This is a genomic window from Micromonospora sp. WMMA1923 (assembly GCF_049179195.1).
GTDB lineage: Bacteria > Actinomycetota > Actinomycetes > Mycobacteriales > Micromonosporaceae > Micromonospora > Micromonospora yangpuensis.
On record NZ_JBMHLZ010000001.1, the window covers coordinates 3,915,471 to 3,940,450 of the forward strand.

Annotated in this window: 23 protein-coding genes; 5 read left to right on the plus strand and 18 right to left on the minus strand. The window is 73.6% G+C overall.

Annotated features, from left to right (window positions below; translation table 11 throughout):
- Window positions 1–84 precede the first annotated feature (84 nt).
- The 6 genes from ACN28G_RS17525 to ACN28G_RS17550 form a co-directional block, all read right to left on the minus strand.
- Window positions 85–165, minus strand: coding sequence for a putative leader peptide (locus ACN28G_RS17525; protein ID WP_355149468.1), 81 nt, complete (start codon window positions 163–165; stop codon window positions 85–87).
- 139 nt (window positions 166–304) lie between these two features.
- Window positions 305–1,678, minus strand: coding sequence for a bifunctional RNase H/acid phosphatase (locus ACN28G_RS17530; protein WP_421479737.1), 1,374 nt, complete (start codon window positions 1,676–1,678; stop codon window positions 305–307).
- Between the two features lie 4 nt (window positions 1,679–1,682).
- On the minus strand, window positions 1,683–2,420 hold the full coding sequence (locus ACN28G_RS17535) for a zinc ribbon domain-containing protein (RefSeq protein ID WP_091441607.1): 738 nt from the start codon (window positions 2,418–2,420) through the stop codon (window positions 1,683–1,685).
- Window positions 2,417–3,529, minus strand: a complete 1,113-nt coding sequence (locus ACN28G_RS17540) for a Nif3-like dinuclear metal center hexameric protein (protein ID WP_421479739.1) — start codon at window positions 3,527–3,529, stop codon at window positions 2,417–2,419. The genes ACN28G_RS17535 and ACN28G_RS17540 overlap by 4 nt, the downstream gene beginning before the upstream one ends.
- A 582-nt stretch (window positions 3,530–4,111) precedes the next feature.
- The gene (locus ACN28G_RS17545; protein WP_421480928.1) at window positions 4,112–4,672 is read right to left on the minus strand and encodes a flavoprotein; all 561 of its coding nucleotides are present in this window, start codon (window positions 4,670–4,672) and stop codon (window positions 4,112–4,114) included.
- A 305-nt stretch (window positions 4,673–4,977) separates the two neighbouring features.
- On the minus strand, window positions 4,978–6,201 hold the full coding sequence (locus ACN28G_RS17550) for a helix-turn-helix domain-containing protein (RefSeq protein WP_421479741.1): 1,224 nt from the start codon (window positions 6,199–6,201) through the stop codon (window positions 4,978–4,980).
- 240 nt (window positions 6,202–6,441) lie between these two features.
- Here ACN28G_RS17550 and ACN28G_RS17555 point away from each other — a divergent pair, with 240 nt between their 5' ends.
- Entirely contained in the window at window positions 6,442–7,113 is a 672-nt protein-coding gene (locus tag ACN28G_RS17555) for a bifunctional DNA primase/polymerase (protein ID WP_091441611.1), read from the plus strand.
- Between the two features lie 178 nt (window positions 7,114–7,291).
- On the opposite strand, the gene ACN28G_RS17560 is transcribed toward ACN28G_RS17555, so the two are convergent.
- From ACN28G_RS17560 to ACN28G_RS17585, 6 genes are all read right to left on the minus strand, one after another.
- Entirely contained in the window at window positions 7,292–8,014 is a 723-nt protein-coding gene (locus tag ACN28G_RS17560; protein ID WP_421480929.1) for an FAD:protein FMN transferase, read from the minus strand.
- A gap of 127 nt (window positions 8,015–8,141) precedes the next feature.
- Complete coding sequence (locus tag ACN28G_RS17565; RefSeq protein WP_421479743.1) at window positions 8,142–8,744, minus strand: FMN-binding protein; 603 nt, start codon at window positions 8,742–8,744, stop codon at window positions 8,142–8,144.
- A gap of 10 nt (window positions 8,745–8,754) precedes the next feature.
- A complete protein-coding gene (locus ACN28G_RS17570) occupies window positions 8,755–10,170 on the minus strand; it encodes a ferric reductase-like transmembrane domain-containing protein (protein WP_421479745.1) in 1,416 nt (471 codons plus the stop codon).
- Entirely contained in the window at window positions 10,167–11,549 is a 1,383-nt protein-coding gene (locus ACN28G_RS17575; protein WP_421479747.1) for a DUF1501 domain-containing protein, read from the minus strand. The genes ACN28G_RS17570 and ACN28G_RS17575 overlap by 4 nt, the downstream gene beginning before the upstream one ends.
- 8 nt (window positions 11,550–11,557) lie before the next feature.
- On the minus strand, window positions 11,558–13,507 hold the full coding sequence (locus tag ACN28G_RS17580; RefSeq protein ID WP_091441620.1) for a DUF1800 domain-containing protein: 1,950 nt from the start codon (window positions 13,505–13,507) through the stop codon (window positions 11,558–11,560).
- Between the two features lie 118 nt (window positions 13,508–13,625).
- Window positions 13,626–13,982: a hypothetical protein gene (locus ACN28G_RS17585; RefSeq protein WP_421479749.1), complete on the minus strand. Its 357-nt coding sequence runs from the start codon at window positions 13,980–13,982 to the stop codon at window positions 13,626–13,628.
- Here ACN28G_RS17585 and ACN28G_RS17590 point away from each other — a divergent pair.
- Window positions 13,981–14,244, plus strand: coding sequence for a DUF3040 domain-containing protein (locus tag ACN28G_RS17590; protein WP_091441622.1), 264 nt, complete (start codon window positions 13,981–13,983; stop codon window positions 14,242–14,244). The two genes, ACN28G_RS17585 and ACN28G_RS17590, sit on opposite strands and share 2 nt — an antisense overlap.
- Window positions 14,245–14,268: 24 nt before the next feature.
- Here ACN28G_RS17590 and ACN28G_RS17595 read toward each other — a convergent pair whose 3' ends face one another.
- From ACN28G_RS17595 to ACN28G_RS17605, 3 genes are all read right to left on the minus strand, one after another.
- Complete coding sequence (locus tag ACN28G_RS17595) at window positions 14,269–15,177, minus strand: SWIM zinc finger family protein (RefSeq protein WP_421479751.1); 909 nt, start codon at window positions 15,175–15,177, stop codon at window positions 14,269–14,271.
- Window positions 15,174–18,779, minus strand: coding sequence for an SNF2-related protein (locus ACN28G_RS17600; RefSeq protein WP_421479753.1), 3,606 nt, complete (start codon window positions 18,777–18,779; stop codon window positions 15,174–15,176). The genes ACN28G_RS17595 and ACN28G_RS17600 overlap by 4 nt, the downstream gene beginning before the upstream one ends.
- 350 nt (window positions 18,780–19,129) lie before the next feature.
- The gene (locus ACN28G_RS17605; protein ID WP_091446923.1) at window positions 19,130–19,615 is read right to left on the minus strand and encodes a DinB family protein; all 486 of its coding nucleotides are present in this window, start codon (window positions 19,613–19,615) and stop codon (window positions 19,130–19,132) included.
- Window positions 19,616–19,781: 166 nt separating this feature from the next.
- Between ACN28G_RS17605 and ACN28G_RS17610 the strand changes: the two genes are divergently transcribed.
- On the plus strand, window positions 19,782–19,985 hold the full coding sequence (locus ACN28G_RS17610) for a hypothetical protein (protein WP_091441628.1): 204 nt from the start codon (window positions 19,782–19,784) through the stop codon (window positions 19,983–19,985).
- A 72-nt stretch (window positions 19,986–20,057) separates the two neighbouring features.
- Window positions 20,058–21,506, plus strand: a complete 1,449-nt coding sequence (gene argG, locus ACN28G_RS17615) for an argininosuccinate synthase (RefSeq protein ID WP_091441630.1) — start codon at window positions 20,058–20,060, stop codon at window positions 21,504–21,506.
- Between the two features lie 84 nt (window positions 21,507–21,590).
- Here argG and ACN28G_RS17620 read toward each other — a convergent pair whose 3' ends face one another.
- Window positions 21,591–22,721 (minus strand): polysaccharide pyruvyl transferase family protein, encoded by a 1,131-nt coding sequence (locus ACN28G_RS17620; RefSeq protein WP_421479755.1) that lies wholly within the window; start codon window positions 22,719–22,721, stop codon window positions 21,591–21,593.
- Between the two features lie 132 nt (window positions 22,722–22,853).
- Complete coding sequence (locus ACN28G_RS17625) at window positions 22,854–23,486, minus strand: TetR/AcrR family transcriptional regulator (protein WP_091441635.1); 633 nt, start codon at window positions 23,484–23,486, stop codon at window positions 22,854–22,856.
- A gap of 80 nt (window positions 23,487–23,566) precedes the next feature.
- Between ACN28G_RS17625 and ACN28G_RS17630 the strand changes: the two genes are divergently transcribed.
- Window positions 23,567–24,136: a dihydrofolate reductase family protein gene (locus ACN28G_RS17630; RefSeq protein WP_421479757.1), complete on the plus strand. Its 570-nt coding sequence runs from the start codon at window positions 23,567–23,569 to the stop codon at window positions 24,134–24,136.
- A 9-nt stretch (window positions 24,137–24,145) separates the two neighbouring features.
- Here the strand turns inward: ACN28G_RS17630 and ACN28G_RS17635 are convergent, their stop codons facing one another.
- Window positions 24,146–24,943 carry an alpha/beta fold hydrolase gene (locus tag ACN28G_RS17635; protein WP_091441639.1) on the minus strand — a complete coding sequence of 266 codons (798 nt, stop codon included), beginning with the start codon at window positions 24,941–24,943 and terminating at the stop codon, window positions 24,146–24,148.
- Between the last annotated feature and the right edge of the window lie 37 nt (window positions 24,944–24,980).

Genomic DNA, 24,980 nt, shown 5'->3' on the forward strand with positions numbered 1-24,980 from the left:
CAGGCGGGCGTACCCGGGGGGCCGGAGACCCACGGGAGGATAGAGACGGCGACGGCGTGCGCGCGGAGGGAGGATGACCCGGCGTCAGAGGGAGCGTCGACAGGCGGCGCTGGCGACGCGCAGGAGGTCGATGTGACCCCGCTTCGTCAGGTGAACGCTGCGCACGAGTTCGATCCTCGGCCGGACCGGGGCTGACTGTCAACGGTTTCCGGCCGGCAATCCCCTCCGAAGTGGTAGGGATTACCGGCCGGGGCGTTTGGAAGGGACCCTTCCTATACAGAAAGCGTTAAGAGGGGGCCCTTCCTTACAGGTGGGCGGTGTCGTTCACGGTGCGGACGGCCACGCCGCCGTCGGGGTACAGGTCCACGATGGAGATGCCCGCCGCGTCCAGGAAGAGCCGGTGCAGGAACGCGTCGTCGGCCGCCAGGGCGTCGCGCAGCGCCAGCTTGATCGGCGAGACGTGCGAGACCACCACCACGGTCTCCTTCGGGTACGCCGCACGCAGCGCCTCGACCGCCCGGCGCACCCGCAGGCCGACGTCGGTGAAGGATTCCCCGTCCGGCGGCGCGACCCGGGTCGAGGCGAGCCAGGCGTCCAGCTCCCCCGGCCAGCCCGCCCGCACCTCGGCGAAGGTACGCCCCTCCCAGGCACCGAAGTCGCACTCGATGAGGTCGGGCTCGGTGCGTACCGGTGGGTCACCGACGGCGGCGGCGATGGCCTGCGCGGTCGCCGTACACCTCGACAGCGGGGAGCTGACCACGGCCGCGACCGTCGGGGCGAGGGCGGCCACCCGCTTGGCGGTGGCCTCGATCTGGGCCCGGCCCCGCACGGAGAGCGCCACGTCACCGCGACCGGAGTAGCGGCGTTGCTCGGTGAACTCGGTCTCGCCGTGCCGGACCAGAATCAGCCGGGTGGCGGTGTCGCTCGGCCGGGGCTCCCACGAGCCCTTCGCCCCGCCGGTGGCGCTCGACGCGCCCTCGCCGGCAGCCGGTGCCCCCGTGGTCCCGCCGGTGGCCGATTCGGCGGCCCCACCGGTGGCCGGTCCGGCGGTAGCGGTGGTGGTGGCCGGTTCGGCGGTATGGGTGCGGCCGGTGGTCGGGTCGGTGGTACGGGCGGTGGCCGGGTCGGTGCCGGCGGTCCGGGCGGTCGTGGCGCGGGCGGCGGCCTCCCGGGCCTGCTGGCGGGCGGCGGAGTCCGGGGCGGCGACCTCACGCGGCGGCTCGACGATCCGGGGGGCCGCGACGGTCGGGCGGGCCGGCGTCCGGCCGGCGGCCACGTCCATCGCGGCGTTGGCCAGGGCGTCGGCGTGCTTGTTGCGTTCCCGGGGGATCCAGCTGAACCGGACCGCGTCGAAGCGGCCGACCAGCGCCGCCGCCTGCGCGGCCAGCGGGCGCAGCCCCGGGTGCTTGATCTGCCAGCGGCCACACATCTGCTCGACCACCAGCTTGGAGTCCATCCGCGCGTCGACCTCGGCGGCACCGGCGTCGGCGGCGGCCTCCAACCCGGCGATCAGTCCCCGGTACTCGGCGACGTTGTTGGTGGCCACCCCGATCGACTCGGCGCGCTCGGCGAGCACCTCGCCGGTGGCCGCGTCGCGGACCACCGCGCCGTACCCGGCCGGGCCGGGGTTGCCCCGGGAACCACCGTCGGCCTCGATGACGACCTTGCGTCCCGCCACCGGACTACAGCCCGGACTCGTTGGTACGGACCATGATGCGCCGGCAGTCCTCGCAGCGCACCACCTCTTCCGGGTCGGACTTGCGGATCCGGGCCAGGTCCATGCCGGAGAGCTCCAACCGGCAGCCGCCGCAACGGCCGGCGGTCAGCAGCGCCGCGCCCAGCCCGGTGTCGGCCCGGATCTTGTCGTAGAGGGTCACCAGCTCCGCCGGCAGGTCGGCGGCGAGCGGCTGACGGGACGTCCGCTTGTACTCCTCCTCCTTGGCGATCTCGGCGAGGGTGTCGTCCCGACGCTGCTCGGTGGCCGCCCGACGCTCACGCGCCTCGGTCAGTCGCCGTTGGATCCCGTCCAGTACGCCCTGGGCGTCCTCGCGCTGCTGCATCAGCTCCAGCTCGGCGTCCTCCAGGTCGGACTGCCGCCGGTTCAGCGAGACCAGCTCGTGCTGCAACGCCTCCAGCTCCCGGGCCGGGCCGGTACCGGCGGCGAGCCGGTCCTCGTCCTTGGTCTTGCGGGCGCGTACCTGGTCGACATCCTTCTCCAGGCGGGCGATGTCACGATCCAGATCGTCCACGGTGACCTGGGCCCGGACCCGCTCGTCCTCCAGCGCGGACAGCTCCCGGGCCAGCGCGTCCAGCTCGGCGTGCTCGGGCAGCGTCCGGCGACGGTGCGCGAGCTGGGCCAGGTTCGTGTCGATCGCCTGAAGATCGAGCAGGCGACGCTGGACCTTGGGGTCTGCCTTCACGGGCGGGGCTCCTTGTCGTCCACGAGGTGCGGGTGGTGGTGTGCGGTGGAGCTGGCGGCGTGCACCGTCCACGGGTCGGTGGCCAGGTCGGAGACGTACCCCTCGACCCCGAGGGTGGCCCGCAGGTGGGCCGCCACGTCGTCCAGCCAGGGGCGTTCGGTAGCCCAGTGTGCGGCGTCGAGCAGGGCCGGACCACCGGCGGCCAGCTGCTCGCCGACCGGGTGGTGCCGCAGATCGGAGGTGAGGTACGCATCCACCCCGGCGGCCGTGGCCGCGGCCAGGAAGCTGTCCCCGGACCCACCGCTGACCGCCAGGGTACGGATCAACCGCTCCGGGTCACCGGCGGCACGTACCCCCCAGGCGGTCGGCGGGAGCACGGCAGCGGCGTGCCGGGTCAGCTCGGCGAGCGTCATCGGCCGGGGCAGCTCACCGATCCGGCCGATCCCCCGGCCCCCGGCGGGACTTCCCGAGCCACCGGCTGGGGTGCCGCCCCCGGCGGAGCCGACCGGGCCGGCGGGGCCAGCGGGGCCAGCGGGGCGAGCGGGGCCAGCGGGGCCAGCGGGGCCGCTGGTCGCGGCAGAGCCGACCGGGCCGCTGGTCGCGGCGGAACCGACCGGGCCGCTGGTCGCGGCGGGGCTGCCGGGGGTGGGTGGGTCCAGGGGGCGCAGGCCGGTCAGCCCGAACCGGGCCGCGAGTGCGTCGGAGACGCCCGGGTTGGCGACGTCGGCGTTGGTGTGCGCCACGTACAGGGCCACGTCGGCGCGGATCAGCTGGTGCACGATCCGCCCCTTCCAGGTGGTCGGCGCCACCGAGGAGACCCCGCGCAGCAGCAGCGGATGGTGGGCGACGATCAGGTCCGCACCGGCGTCGAGGGCCTCGGCGACCGTCTCCGGCACCACGTCGACCACGTACGCCACCCGGCGTACCGGGCTGGCCGGCTCACCCAGCACCAGGCCGACCCGGTCCCACTCCTGCGCCCAGGACTGCGGATACCAACGGTCCAGCTCGGCGACCACGTCAGCCACGGTGACAGCCTGGTCCGCACCCGAGTCGCCTGGACGGTCACTCAGGGTGCTCTGGTCGCCGGTCCGCGGTGCACTTGTGCTCACGGCGGGTCAGCTTACCGGCGTACCCCCGCCCGCCCGGCCACCCGGCCCGCCCCGCCCCGCCCCGGTCAGGCGAGGCGAGCTCCCGTCCGGGCGAGCTGTACCGGCCAGGCCGGCTGCCCCGGGCGGGCCGTCAGCCACCAGAGCGCCCCGGGCGGGCAGACCGGCCGCGCCCGTAAACCACCAGCCCGGGGTGGACAGGACCCGGGCGGTCCGCCGGCCGCCAGACCCGCCAGGCAGACCGGGCGAACCCGACCAGCCAGAGCCGGGCGGGCAGAACCGGGCGGGCAGACCCGGGCGGGCCGTGAGCCTTCAGACTTGGGCGGGCGGGCCGTGAGCGGCCTTGATCGACTCGGTTGGGGCGATATTGCGGTATCAACCGGCCCCGGACACCGCCATTCCAGCCCAACCGAGTCGATCAACCCACGACCACCCCCAAAACGCGCTCCCCCAACGACCACAGCGACGACCGTGGCAACGACAGCAGCGACAGCAGCGACGACGAAACGTGGCAACGACAGCAGCGACGACGACAGTGGCGACGACAGCAGCGGGGGCAGGGTTCAGCGCAGTGGAAGGCGGTGCTCAGTGTAGGGCGGCCAGGGGGGCCTGCCAGGGGAAGGCGTGCAGGTGGGCCTCGCTCTTCCCGGGCGGATACAGCGGGAAGACGTGGTCGCCGAAGAGCACCGTGATGCCCCACCGGTCGAGCCGGGCCAGCGCCTCCTGGAAGGCCGGATGGACCGCCATCGCCGAGTTGGTGAACGGTACCGCCACGATCGGTAGCCCTCGGCCCTGCGCCTCCACCAGCAATCCCAGCACGAGGGTGTCGGTGATGCCGGCCGCCCACTTGGTGACCGTGTTCACCGTCGCGGGACAGACGATCATGGCGTCCGCCGGGGGCAGCAGGTCCGGGTCGCCCGGGTGCTTGTAGCGGCTGCGGACCGGGTGACCGGTCTGCCGGGCCAGGGTCTCGTGGTCGATGAACTTCTGCCCGTCCGGGGTGGTGACCACGCAGACGTCCCAGCCGTCGGCCTGGGCGGCGGCAACGAGCTGGCCCACCTGCCGGGCCAGGGGCGAGCCGCAGGTCAGCACGTAGAGCACCGAACGCCGGTGCGCCGGCCGGGCCCGGTCGCCGGGCCGCGCCAGCGCGCTCGACCGGACCGGCTCCCCCGACCCGCCGGACGCTCCGGAGCCCAGCGCCGCATCCGAGCCCAGCGCCGCATCCGAGCCCAGCGCCGCATCCGAGCCCAGCGCCACATCGGAACCGAGGGCCACATCGGAGCCCCGCGCCGCCCCGAAGCCCAGGGCCTCCGCACCCAGCACTGCCCCGAAGCCAAGAGCCATATCGGAGTCAAGAGCCGTGTCGGAGCCCCGGGCCGCCCCGGAGCCCCGGGCCGTTCCGGAGCCCCGGGCCGTTCCGGAGCCGGGGGCGCCCGGTGGGGTCGGGACGGTCACACGCCCACCCCCATCTGCTCGGCCAGTTCGGCGAGGTGGCTGGTCGGTGCGCCCCGGGTACGGCGTAGGACGTCGGCCATCACCTCGTGGGCGATCGGCCGGCAGCGGATCTCCGACGGGGAGAGCCGGTCGGCGCGCAGCAGCATCTCCCCGGCCGGGCCGACCTCGCCTACCTGTGCGTAGGCGCGGGCCAGGTCGAGCAGGTGGTGGGCGCGGCGCTCGGGCAGCAGCGCGTTGAACGCCGGCTCCGGCAGCCGCTGGTGGATCAGTACCGCCCGGCCCCCGTCACCCAGCTCCACCGCCGCGGCGGCCCGGTGCAGCTCGATGTTGGTCGGGCCGAACGACGTCCAGTAGTGGTTGTGGTCGCCGCCCAGCTCGGTGGCGGCCTCCTGGGCACCGGTGAGCAGGTCGTCGACGGTGGCCGAGTCACCGAGCCGGGCGGCGGCCATCACGGCCTGCAGCAGCAGGGTGCCGAACACCGACAGGTTCTCCGGGGTGACCTTCCCGGTGTCGGGGGCGAGCAGGTTGGCGATGTTGACGTTGAGTTCCAGGGCGGGCCGGGGCCGGCCCATGGCGACCAGCGCGTTGCAGACCCGGGAGGTCGCAATGCCGGCGAGCAGGGGGTCGTTGGCGCGCTGGGCCACCGCCGTGGCCCGGTCGGCGGCCAGCCAGGCCAGCTCGCCCTCGCCGATCCTGCGCAGCACCGAGGAGGCGATCTGGTACGCCTGGCCGAGCAGGTGGGCCGCCTCCTGGGCCTGGTCACCGGTGCACCCGGCATCGGCGGCCTGGGCGTCCCGCAGGAGTTTCGGCAGCGCCCGGGTGAGCAGTCCGTAGCGGCCGTACTGGTAGGTGAGCCAGGCGTGGTTGACCGCCTTGGTCATGTCGGCAAGCGGCGGTGGGCAGGGCGCCCCGGCGAAGTACGCGCTCATCGCGTCGTACCGTTCCAGGGCGGCCCGGATCTCCTCCACCTCGACCTGGTCGATGAAGCTCATCCCGTCGGTACGGCGCTCCGGGTCCTTGCCGAGCAGCAGCTGCACGTCGATCTCGAGGATGTCGGCGATCTCGTGCAGGACGGAGAACTTGTCCAGCCGGCGGACGCCCCGCTCGACCTTGTCCACCCAGCTCTTGGACTTGCCCAACCGGTCGGCGAACACCTGCTGCGACAGTTTGCGTCGGCTGCGCCAGTAGGCAACTCGTCGGCCAATAGGCAACTCGTCCATATCGGTCCTTTCCGGGCTCCGGTAGGGGCGGAGCTGGTCGTCTGCGGCGGCTCGCGCCATCCGCCTTGTGCAGGTATTCGCTGGTCGCACTGCCTGTACGTCACCCTGCCAGGCGGTCCTCATAACTTCGTGCAAGTTGCATCAGCCGTTCGTCGACTTAACGACGTCGGTTCAGGCGCAGTCACGGGCGCCCTATATGTGACCTGGCACCCAGACGGACGAAACGAGGGGAGATCGGCCATGTGGCGGAACGTGAAACCGCACGTCGCGCAGCTGTCGCCGTTGGAACGGGTCCGGTTGCGGAGGGTCGCCGTGCGGTACGCCCTGCACGGCTGGGAGGTGACGCCCGGGGCCTGTCTGGCCCGCAGCCGCTTCGTCTGCGGGCGGGCCGGCTGTCCCACGGTCGGCTGCCATCCGGCCCTGGAGAACTGGGAACGCGCCGCCAGTGCCGATCCGGCCCGGGTGGCCACCTGGTGGCACACCCGGCCACACGGGGTGCTGCTGCCCACCGGCCGGGCCTTCGACGTGCTGGATGTCCCCACCAACCTCGGCCGGTACGTCCTGGACACCGCCGGCTCACACCCGGCCGGTCCGGGCGTACGCGGTCCGGTGGTGGTGACCCCGACCGGCCGGTGGATGTTCCTGGTCCGTCCCGGTGACCCGCTGCGCCCGGAGTTGGAGCACTGCTTCCACGTGATCCGGCACGGCCTCGGCTCCTGGATCCCGGCCCCGCCGACCCGGCTGCCCGAGGGGCCGGTCCGCTGGGCGGTCGCCCCGGAACAGGCCCGCTGGCGGTTGCCCGACTCGTACCTGGTGCAGAACACGCTGATCGACGCGCTGCGCGCCACCGGCGTCACGTTCGGAGCCGAACTCCTGTCCAGCCATCTGCCCCTCCCCCGCCGCGCCACCTGATTCCGCACACCGCACAGGCTGTCCCGCCGAAGGGGCCGTACCGTCGGACAACGTCGCACTTCCGGACCGATCCGGCCGCCCCGCCACCGCCGGACCGCCGGAAAGCACCCGGCCCGCCACCGCCGGACCGCCTGGCAGCCCCCGCCCCGGCGATGCCGGGCCGCCGCACCGGCACGTCTCACCCGGCCAGCGGGAGGTCGGTGGAGTGCAGGCAGCGGCCGTCGTCGGTGACCACCGCGTGCCGGTACCCGGCGAGGCGGTCCAGCCAGCCGATCCCGGCCGGCCCCATGGCGACGGCGGCGGTGGCGTACGCGTCGGCCGGGCCGAGGTCCGCACCGACCACGGTGACCGACCGCAGCCCCCCGGCCGGCCGGCCGGTGCGGGGGTCGCGCACGTGGGGGCCGCGTTCGTAGCAGCCGGAGGTGGCCACCGCCAGGTCGGTGCCGGTCAGCACCAGGCAGGTCGCCGTGGCGTCCCACGGGTGCCGGATGCCGATCCGCCACGGCCGGCCCGCCGACGAGTGGCCCCGGACCCGCAGGTCACCGCCGGCGTTCAGGCAGTGGTTCGACGCGCCGGCGGCGAGCAGCCGGTCCGAGGCGACCTGCACCGCCCAGCCCTTGACGTAGCCGGAGGGGTCCAGCCCGCCGGTGGCGTACGCGTCGAAGAAACCGTCGGTGTCGCGCCACAGGTCGGCGCAGCACGCCAGCACCTCCCGCAGCTGCGGTGACGCCTCGGGCAGCGGCAACTCCCCCCGGTCCACCCGGCACACCTCGCTGTCCGGGCGGTACGTGCTGAACCGGGCGTCGACCGCGCGCAGCCAGTCGAAGACCTCCTCGGCCAGCGCGTGCAGCTCGGTCGGGGGCAGGTCGTCGGCGAGGTCCAGGCTGATCGCCGTACCCATGATCTGCTCGACCCGCCGCAGTCCGGGCCGGACCGCCGACCCGCGCAGCCCGGCCGGCACGGACCCGGCGGGCGGGCCGGCCGACGCGGACCCGGCGGGCGGGCCGGCCGGTGCTCCGGCGGGCATGTCAGCGGGCCCGGTCGAGGGCGGCCTGCAGCGACTGCCGGTACGACCCGCTGGTGGCGGTGGCCCCGGAGACGGTGTCCACCTCGGCGCTCTGCCGCTGCACCACCTGCCCGGAGGTGCCGCTGTACCGGCCGTCCACCTCGCTGCTGCGGCGGTCCGACTGGGCGGTCTCCCGGGGCAGCTCCAGCGCGGTGGCGTCGACGATCCGGCGGCCGTCGAGGGTGATCCGCACCTGCACGTTGCCGTACTCGTTCTCCACCACCGGCCCGGTCACCGTCCGGCGGGTCGGCTTCGGCGCGGCGCTGGTGGTACGCGGCGCGTCCGGGGTACGCGGCGCCGCCCGGGTGGTCGGCGGGCGGGTCGTCGTCCGGGGAGCGGCGGAGTCCTCGGCGGTCGTCCGGCTGGGATTGGGGCTCTTCCGCGTCCGGCTCGGCGTGGGGGTGACCGGTGGCGTGGCGGTGGGTCCGGTGCCCGAGGGGACCACCGGCGGCCGGTCGACCGGCAGGTCCCGGGCCGCCACCGTGGTGTCCGGGGCACCCTTGAGGACCACCAGGGCGGTGGTGCCGGCGGCCAGGCCGGTGATCGCGAGCAGGGCCCGACGCATGGCAGCCTTCCTACAGTTCGAACGTGGCGAGGTGGATCTGTCGGCGGGGCACCCCGGCGGAGCGCAACGCCCGGACGGAGTGCGCGACCAGCCCGGCGGGTCCACAGAGGTAGACGTCGCGTTCGGTGAGGTCCGGCACCAGCCGGCGCAGCCCGGCGGCGCTCATCAGCTGCCGGGGGCCGGGATCGTCGCGGGAGCCGATGACGTACCAGATCGAGGTCTGCCGGGCCTGGGCCAGCCAGTCCAGTTCCCGGTGCAGCAGCACGTCGTCGGGGGTCCGGGCCCGGTAGATCAGCGCGGCACCGGGCGGCAGCTCCTCCAGCATGGCGCGGATCGGGGTGATCCCACTGCCACCGGCGATCAGCAGGGCCCGGTCGGTCCGGCGGTGCGCGGCGGTGAACGTGCCGGCCGGCCCGCTCACCCAGACCCGGGTGCCCGCGTCCAGGTTCCGCAGGTCGCGGGTGTGCGTGCCGACGACCTTGACGGTGATCCGCAGCCAGCGGCCGTTGGCGGCGGCGGAGACCGAGAACGGGTGCGACTGCCCCCAGCAGCCCCGGGTGAGGAATCGCCAGCGGAGGAACTGCCCGCCGAGCAGGTCCACCTGGCCGAGCCGCTCGCCGGTCAGGTAGATCGAGACGGTCTGCGGGTTCTCCGCGACCACGTCGGCCACCCGCAGCCGGTGCCGCAGGTTGAACCGGAGCGGGCCGAGCACCCGCCCGACCAGCAGGGCCGCCAGCACCGCCGCGTACATGCCGAGCCACCAGGTACGCGCCGGGCCGGGCGGGAAGAGTTGCGCGCCGTTGCTGAACTGGTGACCGAAGCCGAGCAGCAGCACCAGGTAGCTGGCCAGGTGCAGGCGGTGCCAGAGTTCGTAGGGCAGCGCCCGGCGGACGGCCCGGACACCGGTGAGACCGAGCAGCACGATGATCCCGGCGGCGGTGAACGCCGACACCATGTCCTCGTAGTCGCGCAGCAGCAACCCGACCTGGGTGAGCACCGGGTGGCCAGCGGAGCGGGCGTAGCCGACCACGATCAGCGCCAGGTGGGCCAGCACCGCGACCAGCAGCGTGGCCCCGACGTCGCGGTGCCAACGGACCAGCCGCTCGGTGCCGACCCACCGTTCCAGGACCCCGAGCCGGCTCATCAGCAGCACCTGCACCAGCAGCAGGTAGCCGGCGACCAGCCCGGCGATCCGGCCGGCCGCGGTGAGGGTCGCGGCGGTGCTGTCCAACGACCCGGCGGGGGTGTCCCGCCACCACGGCGACACGCTGACCACCAGCCCGGCGGTGGCGGCCACGACCAGCAGCCGCCGGCCGCCGGGTCCGCGTCGGGGCGGTGCCGGCGGGGGTAGCGGTGCCGACCGGCCGCCGGCCCGGGTGGCGGTCCCGGGTCGGCGGCCGGCGGCATGGGTGCCGGGGTACGTCACGCGTACAGCTTCATCGGGGTGTACGTGCGCCGGGGGAAGATCCGGTCGACCTCGGCGTTGGTCAGCCCGAACCGGCCCTGCGCCACCGAGCCGTAGACGTCGAACATGTTGTTGTACTCGGGCACGTCCCCGGAGTCCAGGTCGGATAGCCCGTTCCAGCGGCCCAGCAGCGAGCCGGCCAGCTTGCGCCCGGACAGGACGGTGACCACGCCACCATGGCCGTGGTCGGTGCCACCGCCGTTGGAGGCGACCCGCCGGCCGAACTCGCTGGAGACCATGACGGTCACGTCGGCGGCCCGGTCACCGAGGTCGGTGAAGAACGCCGCCATCGCCCCGGCCAGCTCGGTGAGCCGCCGGTGCAGCTGGCCGCCCTCCCGGGTGCCCTGGTTTTCGTGGGTGTCGTACCCGCCCATGCCGACGGTGGCGACCCGCACGTTCGCCCCGCCCTTGATCAGCTGGGCGAGCTGCTGGAAGGCGCTGCCGACTCCGTCGGTGTACTCGACGCCCCCGGCCGGCTCGTACGGCTTCGCGGCGAGTTTCTGCGCGGTGCCCAACGCGCCCAGGCCGGACCGGACGGCCTCCTGCACCGGGTGGTTGATGCCGGTGAAGAGGCCCCTGATCGCCTTCTCGGTGGCCTCCCGGTACCGGTCGTCGCCGTTGAGCCGCAGCGACCCGACACTGTTGAGCGACAACGCGCCGTTGGTGCCTACCAGCGACCGGGGCAGGGTGCTGCCGATGCCGACGCTGCGGAAGGCGGTGCCCTTGCCCAGGGCGTCGACCAAACTGTCCAGCCAGCCCCGGCCGCCGGTCTCACCGGGCAGGCCGCCCAGGTTGCAGGCGTCGGCGGCCTGGAAGTGGCTGCGGGACAGCCGCTCGTCGGAGACCGCCGGGACGAACCCGAGCTGCCCGGCCCTGAGCCACTTCTCCAGCGGCCGGAAGGCGCTGGTCAGCTTGAAGTCCCGGCCCAGGGCCAGCGAGTCCGCGCCGAGCAGCAGGTCGGGACGGGCCTTGGCGAGCACCGGCTCGTCGGCCGGGGCGACCAGGCTCAACCCGTCCAGCCCGCCGTAGAGGAAGACGTGGATCAGGGTGCCGGTCTTCGTCGCCGCGAACGACGCCGAGGTGGTGACGAACTGGGCGGTGGCCAGCGCGGTGGCGGTGGCGGCGGCACCGGCCACGAAGGTACGCCGGGTGACCCCGCGACCGTCCTGCTGGGCCTCCTCCAGCTCCTCCAACCGGCGGTACCGGTCGGCCTCGGCGGCGTTCTCGGCGGCGACGATGTCGGCCTCGGCCCGCAGCAGCGCCTCGGCCGGGTCGTCCGCCAGTCGCCGTACGTCGGGGCACTCGGGATGCAGGGGGTACGGGTGCACGGTCATCTCCATCGCTGGCTTCACCGGAGGTGGTGCTGGGGGGAGGCGAGGATCGCCCGCGCGACGGCGACGACGGCACCGCCGAGCGTGGCGTCGACCTTCGCGCCGGCCGGGACCCCGGCGATGTCGAGGATCAGCTCCCGCTCCCGGGTGGTCAGTTTCTGCTGCACCAGCCGCCTGGCCAGCGCGTCCACGTACGCCCCGGCGGTGCCCGGCGGGTCGGCGACCAGCCGTTCGGCGGCGGTGTACGTGAACTGGGTGCGCCTGCCGGTGAGCAGGTCGCCGGCCTCGTTCCAGCCGTTGACCATGGTGCCGGCCGAGGTCCAGGCGAGGTAGACGTCCGGGTAGCCGTCCGGGGTGGGCTGTCCCATCGGGTGGTGGCCCAGCTCGCGCAGCTTGTCGTGGACCTGCCGCAGCCCCTGGGCGTACGGGGTGCGCCGGTTGTCCCGGTTGTCGTGCCCCGGCGAGGCGTCGGGGGCGACGCCGAGGACCCGGTAGGTGGCGACCAGGTACTCCAGCGGCCGGCGGACCTTCTGGCCGACGGCCGCCCAGAACTCCGAGGAGCTGAAGAGCGTCATCAGCACCGGCCGGATCCGGCCCCGGTTCGCCGTGTACGTCTTGGCCAGCCGGTCCACCAGGGACTTCGGCGGGGTGTCGGAGACGAACCGGACGGCCAGGTTCTGCGCCACGTACTTCGCCGTCGACGGGTGCAGGGCCAGGTAGGTGAGGTACGCGTCGATCGCCGCCTCGGCCTTCTTCGGATCGGCGGAGTCGTTGGCGTGGCTGAAGCCGAGGATCTTGACCTTGCCGACGTAGTGCCGGTCCGGGCGGAAGACGTACTCGCCGTCGTCGACGCCGCGGCCGGTCTGCAGGAGGGCCGCCTGCCGGACGTCCTTCTCGCGGTAGCCGCCGTCCACGCCTACCGAGTACAGCTCCAGGTTCTCCCGGGCGAGGTTCTCGTTCACCGCGTCGGCCCGGGAGTCGTTCTGGTTGAGGTAGAGCAGCAACGCCGGGTGCCGGTTGGCGGCTACCAGCATCTCCGGGTAGCTGCCCAGGGCGTGCGCCCGGACCACGTCGCGGTCGAAGGCCGTCCGGTACGGCCCACCGCCGTCGAAGTCGGCGGCGACGTGCAGGAAGTCGTTCCAGAAGTCGACCATCACCTCGAAGAGCTGCCGGTCGGACCAGATCTGCCGGGCGATGGTGGCGTCCACCACCTCCTTCTCCGGTTGGGCGCCCCGCTGGTCGAGCTGCTCCCGCTGGTCGCGCAGCTGCCGGCTGTTCAGCTTCAGCGTCGGCAGGTCGGCGAGCTTCAGTTCACCCCGGGTCGGGGCGATCTTCGCCGGTTCGAGCTGGGTCCGGATCCAGGCGTCGATGCCGACCTTGCGGATCTCGGCGACCAGTCGGGGTGTCGCGCCGAAGGTGGCCCGCCGAGCCAGGTGCAGGACCGGATCCTTGGCCAGCACCGTCTTGACCGTGACCTTGGTCGCCTCGGCGGCGGCGGCCGGCCCGGAGTAGGACCGGCCACCGGTCGGGGTGTTGCGGCGCAGCTCCTTCCCGGCGCGCGAGCCCATGTAGCTCTCGTTCTGCTCGGTGTAGGTGCGTACCGTGCTGGCCTGCTGGCCGCTGGGGCGGGCCGGGGTGCCGTCGGTGACCGTGGGACCGGTGGCGTCGCCGGCGACCGTCGGCCCGGCGTCGCCGAACAGGCCGCGTACCTGGGGGCTCAGGCCGAGCGCCACCCCGCCGGCGACCACGGCGGCGGTCCCGCCGAAGGCGGCCAGGGCCCGGCGGCGACCGACCGGGCGTTGCGGCTCGTCGTCGTCGAGGTACGGCAGCCCGACGCCGTCGGACCTCAACGGGGTCGGCTGGCCGAGGCCCTGGGGGCCGATCCACTGCGGGCCGGTCCACCGCGGTTCGGGTTGGACGGTCGGGCCGGGTTGGTGGGCGGGGGGTGGCTCGTTCTGGTCGGCCATGTACCGATCCGATTCCTGGTGAGGCGCCGACACGGTCACGACCGGGTGGGGCGACGATGTGGATGAGGACTGACCTGGGCGGTTGATACGGGAAGGTAGCCAAAGCCCTCCGGCCCCTTCAAGATGCGGCTCCGCCGGCGAGTGGGACACTTAAGACAGCGCTCATCGACAATCCCAGGGCCGACAATTCCCCGGCATCCACGCTCACCGCCCCGAGCAGGGCGGACACCGCCCGGGGTGGACCGCAGGCGGCGATACCGGTCACGCGGATGATCAGCGGGTCGTTCACCGGCACAGGGAAAATTAAGGTGCCGATAAATCTGGGCTGAGTTGTTCCCGAGTCGACCCGCGGATCCGTTTCGCCCCGCTTTGCCGATCCGGGGAGGAAAAGTAGCAGCAGCAGGAACGCATTGGCCGCCACCGCAGCGGGTAAGCCGCCGAACCGCTGAACCGCATGAGGGGAAGGCAGCGCCATGCTCAGCAAAGAGGATCAGCGCAGGTTCGACGAGATCACCCGACAGTTGCGGGAGAGCGATCCGGAGTTCTTCAGCCGGTTGGCCCGGCGTACCCGTTCCCGGGTCCGCCGCGGCCGGTACCTGCTGCTGTTGACCATCGTGTTGTGGGCCTCGCTGCCGGCCGTCACGGTGCTGGCCGGCCGCCCCACCGGCGCCGTCTTCGCCGTCGTGCTGCTGGCCAACGCCGGACTCCTGTGGCGGTACCGGCACCGGCTGCTCTGAGCCGGCCAGCCCGGTCGGTAGTGGTCAGTCGGCCGGGTCGGTGCGACCGAGTTCCCGGTACGCCCGGCGGAGCCGTTCCAGCAGGCCGGGACCGCCGATGGCGGCGGCCGGCGGGCCCAGCTGACGCAGCACCAGCTCCGGCTCGGTGGCCAGGGTCGGTGGCCGGTCCGGCAACGGCACCGGGGGCAGCCAGAACCGGTCCACACTGTCCGCCAGCGACACCGACGGCTGCCCGGCGAGCGCCCGGTACGCCCCGACCGCCGGCACCGCGCCCCCACCTGCCGCCGCACCCGCCACCACCGCGCCGGCCCCGGCTCCTGCCGTGCCGGTGCCGGGGTCCGTGGGTTGTCGGCGGGCCCGTAGCCGGGTCAGCAGGTCCGCGCGGCTGCGACCCCGCCAGTGCAGCAGCTCGAACGGGTCGGCGTCGAAGGTCTCGGCGAGCAGGTAGCAGCTGGCCGCGAGATGTTTGCAGGGCACCGCGAAGTCCGGGCAGGAGCAGTCCAGCTCCAGCTCGGCCAGCCGCCGGGGAAACAGCGGCGTGCCCGCCGTGGTGAACAGTTCCTCCAGCTCCGCCGGCAGGTCACCGGCGAGCAGCCGGGCGCTGAAGAACGCCTGCCCGGCCAGGTCGGCCTCGATCCGGTCCCACTGCGCCGCGGAGAACGGCGTCACCGCGATCCGTACCCGGTACGGCCGGGGTCGGGAGCCCTGCACGGTAGCGGTGACCACGCCCGGCGTCACGGCCAGGGTGAGCACCTGACCGGCGCGGGCGTAGGCGCGTCCCCGGGTCAGCCGGGTGCCCAGCGCGAACGACTCCAGCACCTCCAGGAAGCGTCGGGACCACCAGGAGACCCCGATCGCGCCCCGGGTGCTGCGGGCCCGCAATCCCCCGTCGACCCGGCGGGGCGGGCCGAAGTCGGCGTACCGGTCGGTCACTCGACCACCGCCTGGTCGCCCAGGGTGAACAGCTCCCGCAGCTGCCCGGTGGACAGCTCGGTGACCCACTGCTCGCCGCTGCCCACCACCTGCGCCGCCAGGTCGCGCTTCTGGCGGATCATCTCGGCCACCTTCTCCTCCACGGTGCCGGCGCAGACGAACTTGCGGACCTGCACCCGGCGGCGCTGGCCGATACGGAACGCCCGGTCGGTGGCCTGGTCCTCCACCGCCGGGTTCCACCACCTGTCGACGTGCACCACGTGGTTGGCGGCGGTCAGGGTGAGCCCGGTGCCGCCGGCCTTGAGCGACAGGACGAACAGCGCCGGCCCGTCGGCGGACTGGAAGCGGGTGACCATGCTGTCCCGGTCGGCCTTGCCGACCCCGCCGTGCAGGAAGAGCACCTCCCGGCCGAAGCGGGCCGACAGGTGGGCCCGGAGCATCCCGCCGAACTCGGCGTACTGGGTGAAGAGCAGTGCCTTCTCGCCGGCCGCCAGCACCTCGTCGAGGATCTCCTCCAGCCGGGCCAGCTTGCCGGAGCGGCCGGGCAGGGCGGAGCCGTCGCGCAGCAGCTGGGCCGGATGGTTGCAGATCTGCTTGAGCCGGGTCATGGTGGCCAGTACCAGGCCCCGCCGTTCCATCCCGTCGCTGGTTTCGATCTTGGCGAGCATCTCGTCGACCACCACCCGGTACAGCGATGCCTGCTCGGCGGTCAGGTTGCAGACCACCTCCATCTCCAGCTTCTCCGGCAGGTCGGAGATGATCGACGAGTCGGTCTTGAGCCGGCGCAGCACGAACGGGCCGGTCATCCGGCGCAGCCGGGCAGCCGTCTCGGTGTCGCCGTGCCGCTCGATCGGGACCGCGTACGACTGCCGGAAGCTGGCCGCCGGACCGAGCAGGCCGGGATTGGCGAACTGCATGATCGACCAGAGGTCGGCGAGCCGGTTCTCCACAGGCGTGCCGGTGACCGCCACCCGGTGCCGGGCGGGCAACGTCCGGACCGCCTCGGCCTGCCGGGTCGCCGCGTTCTTGATCGCCTGCGCCTCGTCCACCACCACCCGGTGCCAGTCGGTCCCGGCCAGCTCCACGGCGTCGCGGGCCGCCACCGAGTAGGTGGTCAGGACCAGGTCCGCACCCTGCACGGCCTCGGCGAACGCCGCGCCACGCGCCCGCTCGGCCCCGTGGTGCACGTGTACGCGCAGCTTGGGGGTGAACGTCGCCGCCTCCCGTTGCCAGTTGCCGACCAGCGACATCGGGCAGACCAGCAGGGTCGGCCCGGTGCCCGGCGGGTCGTGCGCGAGCAGGGCGAGCAGCTGCACCGTCTTGCCCAGCCCCATGTCGTCGGCGAGGATCCCGCCCAACCCCAGCGACTGCAGGAACGCCAACCAGGCCAGACCCCTACGCTGGTACGGACGCAGCGTCCCGACGAAGCCCGGTGGCGCGTCCAGCGGGGTCAGTCGCTGCTCGGCCCGACCGGTGAGCAGATCGCCCAACGCCCCGTCGGCGGTGATCTCCAGCACCGGCAGCGCATCAGTCTCGTCGGCGTCGGCCAGCCCGAGGCGCAGCAGGTCGGCGACGGTCAGCTCACCACGGGACCGGAGCAGTCGCAGCCCGGTGGCGAGCCGTTTCTGGTCCAACTCGACCCACTGGCCGCGCAGCCGTACCAGCGGGGTCTTCAGCTCCGCCAGCGCCGCCAACTCGTCGGCGCTGAGCAGCTCGTCGCCGAGGGCGACCTCCCAGCGGTAGTCGACCAGGGCGTCCAGTCCGACGCCCCCGCCGGCCCCGGCGACCGTACCCGGCGCGGTCCGCCCGCCCGCCCGCAGGCGGGCGCCGAGGCGGGCCGACGGGCGACGCCACCAGCCCGGCAGCAGCACCCCGAAACCGGCCGCGTGCAGCACCGGCGCACCCTCGCGCAGGAACCGGTGCGCCCCCTCGGTGTCCAGGTCCAACCCCTGCGGGGCAGCGGTACGCAACGCGCCGTCCAGCTCCGGCCAGAGCCGACTGGCCCGACCCAGCTCGGCCAGCAGCAGCTCCTCGACCTGCTGGTCCGGCCGGATCCCCAGCTCACCGGCCGCCTCGGAGCCGGCCGCCCAGATCTGCCCGGCCCCGACGTGCAGCCCGGGCCGGTCGGCACTCTGCAGACCGAACTCGACCCGCCACGTCCCGTCCGCGACCAGCATCGCCGCCTGCCCGACCTGCTCGTCTCGCTCGGACTGCCCGTCCTGCTCGGCCGCCCCGGCCAGCGCGGTGGTCTGCCCGTCCTGCTCGGTCAGGTCGGAGAGCGCGCCGGCCAGCAGTTCCAGCGGCACCTCGGGGGCCGGCTCGACCAACCGGAAGCTGGCCCGCACCGCGCCACCGGCGGCGTCGCGCTGCCAGGCGTCCAACTCGGTACGCAGGGTGTCCAGGGCGGCCGGGTCGGCGGTGAACCCACCGTCGGGACCGGTCAACGCGGCGAGCCAGGCCGGTGCCGCGCCTCCGCGCGGGCCCCCCGAGGCCAACCCGGCCCGCTGCAACCCGGCCCGGTGCAACGCCGCGCGGGTGGCGGCGTCGGTCAACTCGTCCAACACCTCGGCGACCAGCACCGACCCCTCGTCCGCCCGCACCGGCACCGTGGTCCCCGCCGGCGCAGTGGTCCCCGCCGGCGCAGTCGTCCTTGCCGGCACGGTCGTCCCCGCCGGCACAGTCGTCCCCGCCGGCACAGTCGTCCCCGGCGGCACGGTGGGGTCCGCCGGCACGGTGGGTCGCCGGTCGGGCCGGGATCCGGCCGGCAGCGCGGATCGGACGACCGGAGGCAGCGCGAGCGCCAGCGACCGGGCCCAGGCGGCGTCCGCGCCGGTGAGCAGCGGTCGCCACACCGCCCGGCCCGCTGTCTTCCTGCCGCGCGCCCCTGTTCGCCCGGCCCGCCCGGCCGCCCCCGGTCCGGCGACGGTTGGACCGACGGCGGCTGACCCGCCGGCAGCTGGGCCGACGGCAGCTGGGCCGACGGCAGCTGGGCCGACGGCAGCTGGGCCGACGGCGTCGGCGGGTGTGCTGGCCACGCCGGGCAGGACCCGCCCCCGGCCGACCAACTCCTCGGCGAACCGGGCAGCCGACACCAGCCAGCGCAGTCCGGCCCCGGCCACCCAGGGCCGCTGCCCTACCAGCGGCTCGGCGAGCACAGTCAGCAGCAGGTGGTGGGCGGCGTCCGGGGCGTACCGCAGGGCGGGTGCCCGCCAGGCGGCGAGGGTGACCGGACCGCGCGCCGGATCCCCGGCGTCGGCCCGGACCAACTCCGGCGACTCCAGCGGCGAGCCGGCCCGGGTCGGCAACGCGCACAGTACGGTCGTCGCCTCGACGGTCCCTGGTGGACCCACCGACTCGGTGGCGGCACCGGACGAGCCCTGGTCGGTGGACGAGCCCGGCTCAGCGGCGGCACCGGACGAGCCCTGGTCGGCGGCGGCAGCGCCGAGCACGCCGGCCAGCGTGGCGTGGTCGGCGGCGAACGGGTGCGGACGTTCCCGGGGCGGCCGACCGGGACGACGTGGCGCACGGGCCGGTCGGTTGCTGTCCTCCGCCCAGACGGCGAGCCCGGAACCCGGCAACCACACCCCGTGGACGACCAGCACCGGACCCCCTCCACACGACGAGAGGAGAGGATAACCGCCGGCCCGGCCGGCCGGTCGAGGGACGCGCCCCGGGGGCCGGGATCGACCCTCGGGCCAGCCCTGCGATGAGCGACCCACTCGTTTCCGGCGGGGTAGGTACTCGGGGCGCCTCCCCCGATCTTTCCCCGATCTCTCCCCGATCGTCGCCGATGGCGTAGATGACTCAGCTCGACACTGTCTCGAACAGCATCCTCGCCGGCATAACCATCAGGTGGGCCCAGCCGACAGCCCACCGAATGGCGACGACGCCACGCGGCATCGCCACCCGGGAACACCGCACGAACACCCCGACGGTACGGACCGAACCCCGGTCACACCGCCCCGGTGGCTCCGTCGGTCTGTTCGCGCAGGATGTCGGCGTGGCCGACGTGGCGGGCGGTCTCCTCGATCAGGTGCACCAGGACCCACCGCAAGGAGATCTCCCCGATCAGCGGATGCGTCACCACGTGGTCGAGGTCGTACGCGGCGCTGACCTCCCGTGATCGCGCACACGCCTGCCGGTACGCCTCGGCGAGCCGGTCGACGGTCTCCCCCTCGCGAACGGTGAAGCTTTCCCGGCCCGCCTCGGCGGAGTCGCCCCGCGGGTCGTCCGGAGCCGGCTCGAACAACCTGGGCAGCCAGTTCCGCTCGACCATGGTCAGGTGCTTCACCAGCCCGGCGACGGTCGTGTCGGAGGGCACCAACCGACGGGTGGCCTCGGCGTCGGTCAGCCCTTCCAGCTTGCGCAGCAGCACGCCCCGGTGCAGGTCGAGGAAGGCCTCCAGCACGGCCCGCTCGTCACCGGTACGGGCCAGCATCGGGGGAAGCATCGGATCGATCGGAGCCTGCGTCATGCCCTCGGACCCTAGCTCCGCCGCCCTCGTCGCGCTGCCCCAGACCCGCGCTGCCCCAGGCCCGCTGCCCCAGGCCCGCGCTGCTCGGGATCGGCTGCGGGGTGGCGGTGGTCGGGGCAGGATGGGGCACATGGCATCCACGGTGCAGATCCCCCTGGTCGGCGGCAGGGCCGACGGCGAGACCGTCAACGTCGAGCTGGACCCGAACGGCCGCCCGCCGTTGACGCATCACCACCTGGGTACCGGCGGACTGGCCGACGCCGAGATCTACGAGCTGGAGTCGACCCCCGACCCCGATGCCTGGCGGTACCACTGGCGCGGCCCGGCCTCCTGACCGCGCCCGCCACCGCGTGGTGGCACCGACCCGGGGTTGCATGGGCATGCAGTTGGGTGCATACTTTTGCTCGTGTCTAAGGTTCTTACCTCCCTGCCCAGTGGCGAGCGTGTCGGCATCGCCTTCTCCGGTGGCCTCGACACCTCGGTCGCGGTCGCCTGGATGCGCGACAAGGGTGCCGTCCCGTGCGCGTACACCGCCGACATCGGCCAGTACGACGAGCCCGACATCGCCTCGGTGCCCGGCCGGGCCCTGGCCTACGGGGCCGAGGTGGCCCGGCTGGTCGACTGCCGTGCGGCCCTTGTCGAGGAGGGTCTGGCCGCGCTTACCTGCGGCGCCTTCCACATCCGCTCGGGCGGGCGGGCGTACTTCAACACCACGCCGCTGGGCCGGGCGGTCACCGGGACGCTGCTGGTCCGGGCGATGATCGCCGACGACGTGCAGATCTGGGGCGACGGGTCGACCTTCAAGGGCAACGACATCGAGCGGTTCTACCGGTACGGGCTGCTGGCCAACCCGCACCTGCGCATCTACAAGCCCTGGCTCGACACCGACTTCGTCACCGAGCTCGGTGGGCGTACCGAGATGTCGCAGTGGCTGCTCGCCCACGACCTGCCGTACCGGGACAGCACCGAGAAGGCGTACTCCACCGACGCCAACATCTGGGGGGCCACCCACGAGGCCAAGACCCTGGAACACCTGGACACCGGGATCGAGACGGTCAACCCGATCATGGGGGTCCGGTTCTGGGACCCGGCGGTGGAGATCCCCACCGAGGACGTCACCATCGGGTTCGAGCAGGGCCGGCCGGTGACGATCAACGGCAAGGAGTTCGCCAGCGCGGTCGACCTGGTGCTGGAGGCCAACCTGATCGGCGGCCGGCACGGGCTGGGTATGTCCGACCAGATCGAGAACCGGATCATCGAGGCCAAGAGCCGGGGCATCTACGAGGCGCCGGGCATGGCGCTGCTGCACGCCGCGTACGAGCGGCTGGTCAACGCGATCCACAACGAGGACACCCTGGCCAACTACCACACCGAGGGCCGCCGCCTCGGTCGACTGATGTACGAGGGACGCTGGCTGGACCCGCAGGCGCTGATGCTGCGCGAGTCGCTGCAGCGCTGGGTCGGTACGGCGATCACCGGCGAGGTGACGCTGCGGCTGCGCCGGGGCGAGGACTACTCGATCCTGGACACCACCGGTCCGGCCTTCAGCTACCACCCCGACAAGCTGTCGATGGAGCGTACCGAGGACTCGGCCTTCGGGCCGGCGGACCGGATCGGTCAGCTGACCATGCGCAACCTGGACATCGCCGACTCCCGGGCGAAGCTGGAGCAGTACGCCACCCTCGGCCTGGTCGGGGCCAGCGGGCAGCGGTTGGTCGGTGCCGCCCAGGCGGCCTCCACCGGGTTGATCGGCGCGATGCCGCAGGGCGGCGCCGAGGCGATCGCCTCCCGCGGCATGATCTCCGAGGAGGACGCGGCCCTGGACCGCGCCGCCATGGAGTCCGGCACCGACTGAGGTGTAAGGAAGGGCCCCCTATTAACAGCCCGCTGGTGAGAAGGGTGCCCTTCTCTACCGAAAGCGTTAACAGGGGGCCCTTCCTTACGTGCGGGTGCGGAGGCTGTCTAGCACCGCCCGGGTGACCTGCGAGGTACCCAGGGCCTGGTCGCACACCTCGGCCACCCGGCGCGCGGTGGCCGCCGCCCGTGCCTCGCGCTCGTCCCAGAGCCGGTCCACCTCGGCCAGCAGCGGGCCCTCCACCTCCCGGGCCACGCCCTTGAGCGCTGGCACGCCGAGCCGGTTGGCCAGGTCGAAGACCTTCCCCGCGTACGGCAGCGGCAGGAACGGGGTACCGATCATCGCGGCGAAGATCAGGAAGTGCAGGCGCATCCCGACGGCGAGGTCGAAGTGGCGCATCAGTCCGAGCACCTGCTCGGGTGAGTAGTCGCCGTGCAGGATCCGCCCCCGGTCGGCGGCGGTCATGTGCGACATGACCCCGTGGGAGTGCCGGATGTCGTCGCGTTCCATCGGCACGAAGAGTACGTACGCGTCGACCCGGTGCACCAGGAAGTCGGCGATCTGGGCCAGCAGCCGGTGGTACCCGTCGACGTCGAGCCGTTCGGCGGCCCGGCCGGGTTCCCGTACGCTCATCCCGATCAGCCGGGTGCCGGCCGGCACGCCCTCCTCCCGTAGCAGCTGTGCGGGGAAGTCCGCGGGTTGCAGCAGGAACGCCGGGTCACCGGTGACCGTGATCGGGTTCAGCAGTCCCGCCTCCTCCAGCACCACCCGGGACTCCTGGTCGCGTACCGTCACCTCGACGGCGCTGGCCAGCGTCTCGCGTACCATCGCGGTGTCGACGCCGTCGGTGAGCGGCCCGACGCCGACGGCGTAGGTCAGCAGCGGCAGCCCGCGTTCCTGGGCCACCCGGACCACCCGCAGGTAACGGCGGGCCTCGCGGTCGTAGAGGATGCCGCCGCCGCCGAGGATCAGCAGGTCGAGTTCGCCGAGGATCACCGACGAGTCGACCCGGCTCACCCCCTCCCACGGCACCGCCTCCACGTCGGGGTGGGCGGCCCGGGTGTGCGCGGGGTTGCGGGAGAACACCACGATCCGGGCGTTCGGCTCCTGCTCCCGCAGGTCGTTCAGGAGCCCGGTGAGAATCGCCTCGTCGCCGAGGTTGCGCCCACCGTACGAGCCGAGTACCCCGATGGTCAGTCCGGTACGGTCCGTCATCCCTCACCCCTTTTCGCGCGTCGCGCCGGGCACGATCGGGATGACTTCCCACTGCCGGAGGCGCCATGCCCGGCGGCCACCACGCGTCGGGCCGGCGGGGCCGGGCGGGCAGTCGGCCGGGCCAGGTCGCGGTCAGTCGGACGGGGTCGGCTGGTCGGGGTCGGTCGGGTGCCGAGGGGCGGCCGGGGCCGACGGCGCGGCGGCGACGAGGCGGGACACCAGGGCCGAGACCACCTGGTCGGAGTGGTGTCCGGCGTCGATCGAGGTGGAGAGCAGGTCGAGCAGGAAACCGTCGATGGCGTAGTGCAGCAGGGCGACCTCGAAGGCGCCGCCGGGCAGGCCGGCCGCGACGTGGAAGGCCACGTCGTCGCGGTACCCCCGGCGCAGCGTCCCGCCGAGGATCCGGGCCAGGTCGGGCCGGCGTACCGCCTCCAGGCGCAGCTCGATCAGGGCCCGGGTCAGCTCGGGTTGGGCGGTGGTCCGCTCGACGATGTACCGGACGTAGTCGGTGAACAGCTCCACCGAGGGCTCCCGGGCGGCGAGTTCGGCGACCCGTCGCTCGTCCGGCGCGATGCGTTCCATGATCCGCTCCCCCAGCGCGCCGAGCAGCGCGTCGCGGGAGCGGAAGTAGTTGGACGCGGTGCCGACCGGCACTCCCGCCTCGGCGTCGACGGCCCGGTGGGTCAACCCGCGCGCCCCGGTCGCGGCCAGCACCCGCAGCCCGGCGTCCGCCAGGGCCGCCCGCCGCTGCGGATTCGACGCCATGGTCCCCACCCTAGCAACAACCACAACACCTGTTGTACGTTAAACCACGACATCAGTAGTGGTTAGCCTGGAGGTCGACCGTGCGCAAACTCGTGTACTACGTGGCCAGCACGCTGGACGGGTTCATCGCCGCCCCCGACGGCTCGTACGACTTCTTCCCGCTGGAGCCGGACGTGACCGCCCACCTCGGCGCGGCGTACCCGCAGACCATCCCGACCTTCGCCCACCCGCAGTTCGGCATCGAGCAGCCCACCGGCCGCTTCGACGCGGTGGTGATGGGCCGGACCACCTACGACCCGGCCCTGGCCGCCGGCATCACCAGCCCCTACGCCCACCTGCGGCAGTACGTCGTCAGCCGCAGCCTGCCGCCGTCGACCGACCCGGCGGTGGAGATCGTCGCGGGTGACCCGGTCGCCTTCGTCCGTGACCTCAAGGGCCGCGCCGGGGGCGACATCTGGCTCTGCGGCGGCGGGGACCTCGCCGGACAACTCCTGCCCGAGATCGACGAGCTGATCGTCAAGCTGCACCCGATCGTCGCCGGCAGCGGCGTGCCGCTGGTCCGCCGGGACTTCGACCCGCACCGGTTCACCCTGGCCGAGACGACCCCGTTCGACAGTGGACTGATCATCCTGCGCTACCTCACCCGGTGAGGTGGCAGGTCAGGTCGGTTCGCGGACGGGGTGGGTGAGGAAGGGCAGGACCGCCGCCGGCAGCGCCGGGGCGTCCAGGATGTCGTAGTGGGTGAGACCGGGTAGCACCGCCAGCCGGGAGGCGGGCCGGTCGGCACCGTCCCAGCCACCGTCGCGGTGCCCGCCGCCGAGCAGTCCGAAGAACTCCGCCGCGTGCCCGACCGGGATCGAGTCGGCGTCGGCGAAGACCAGCAGCGTCGGGACCGTCAGGGCGGCCACCTCGGCCGACCAGTCGTACTCGCGACGCATCAGCTCACCCGAGCGGGCCCAGAGCCGGGGCCAGTCCTGCGGCCGGGGCGCGATCCGGGCGTACGTCTCGTGCGCCGGCGTACCCCTCATCCGCTCGCCGGTCCGCTCGTCCTGGGCGGCCATCGCGGCCAGCACCGCCGGGTACCAGCCGCGCCGCCGGAACGGCGTCGACACCAGCACCAGCCGGCGGAGCAGCCGCGGGTGCTGGATCGCCAGCCGCAGCGCCACCGCACCGCCGAGCGAATAGCCCAGCAGGTCGGTCTCGCCCAGATCGAGCTGCCCGACCAGCGCGGCGACGTCGTCGGCCATCGTCTCGTACCGCAGCGGCCGGTCGGCGTCCGCCGTCCGGCCGTGCCCCGGCAGGTCCACCGCGACCAGCCGCCGGCGGGCCAGCAGGGCCGGCCGCAGCGCCGCGAAGGACTCCGTCGAGCCGAACCCACCGTGCAGCAGCACCAGCGGCCGGCCGCTGCCGGACACCTCGTAGTACAGCCGCACCCCGTTGACCTGCGCGTAGCCCACGGACCCCTCCATCCCGCCGCTTACGCTGCCCGACAGC

Coding starts and splice junctions, on each gene's coding strand:
- ACN28G_RS17550 (WP_421479741.1), bottom strand. CDS start 6,201: ATGGACGAGTTGCCTATTGGCCGACGAGTTGCCTACTGGCGCAGCCGA.
- ACN28G_RS17555 (WP_091441611.1), top strand. CDS start 6,442: ATGTGGCGGAACGTGAAACCGCACGTCGCGCAGCTGTCGCCGTTGGAA.
- ACN28G_RS17560 (WP_421480929.1), bottom strand. CDS start 8,014: ATGGGTACGGCGATCAGCCTGGACCTCGCCGACGACCTGCCCCCGACC.
- ACN28G_RS17565 (WP_421479743.1), bottom strand. CDS start 8,744: ATGCGTCGGGCCCTGCTCGCGATCACCGGCCTGGCCGCCGGCACCACC.
- ACN28G_RS17575 (WP_421479747.1), bottom strand. CDS start 11,549: ATGGAGATGACCGTGCACCCGTACCCCCTGCATCCCGAGTGCCCCGAC.
- ACN28G_RS17580 (WP_091441620.1), bottom strand. CDS start 13,507: ATGGCCGACCAGAACGAGCCACCCCCCGCCCACCAACCCGGCCCGACC.
- ACN28G_RS17590 (WP_091441622.1), top strand. CDS start 13,981: ATGCTCAGCAAAGAGGATCAGCGCAGGTTCGACGAGATCACCCGACAG.
- ACN28G_RS17585 (WP_421479749.1), bottom strand. CDS start 13,982: ATGGCGCTGCCTTCCCCTCATGCGGTTCAGCGGTTCGGCGGCTTACCC.
- ACN28G_RS17605 (WP_091446923.1), bottom strand. CDS start 19,615: ATGCTGGCCCGTACCGGTGACGAGCGGGCCGTGCTGGAGGCCTTCCTC.
- ACN28G_RS17610 (WP_091441628.1), top strand. CDS start 19,782: ATGGCATCCACGGTGCAGATCCCCCTGGTCGGCGGCAGGGCCGACGGC.
- ACN28G_RS17620 (WP_421479755.1), bottom strand. CDS start 22,721: ATGACGGACCGTACCGGACTGACCATCGGGGTACTCGGCTCGTACGGT.
- ACN28G_RS17625 (WP_091441635.1), bottom strand. CDS start 23,486: ATGGCGTCGAATCCGCAGCGGCGGGCGGCCCTGGCGGACGCCGGGCTG.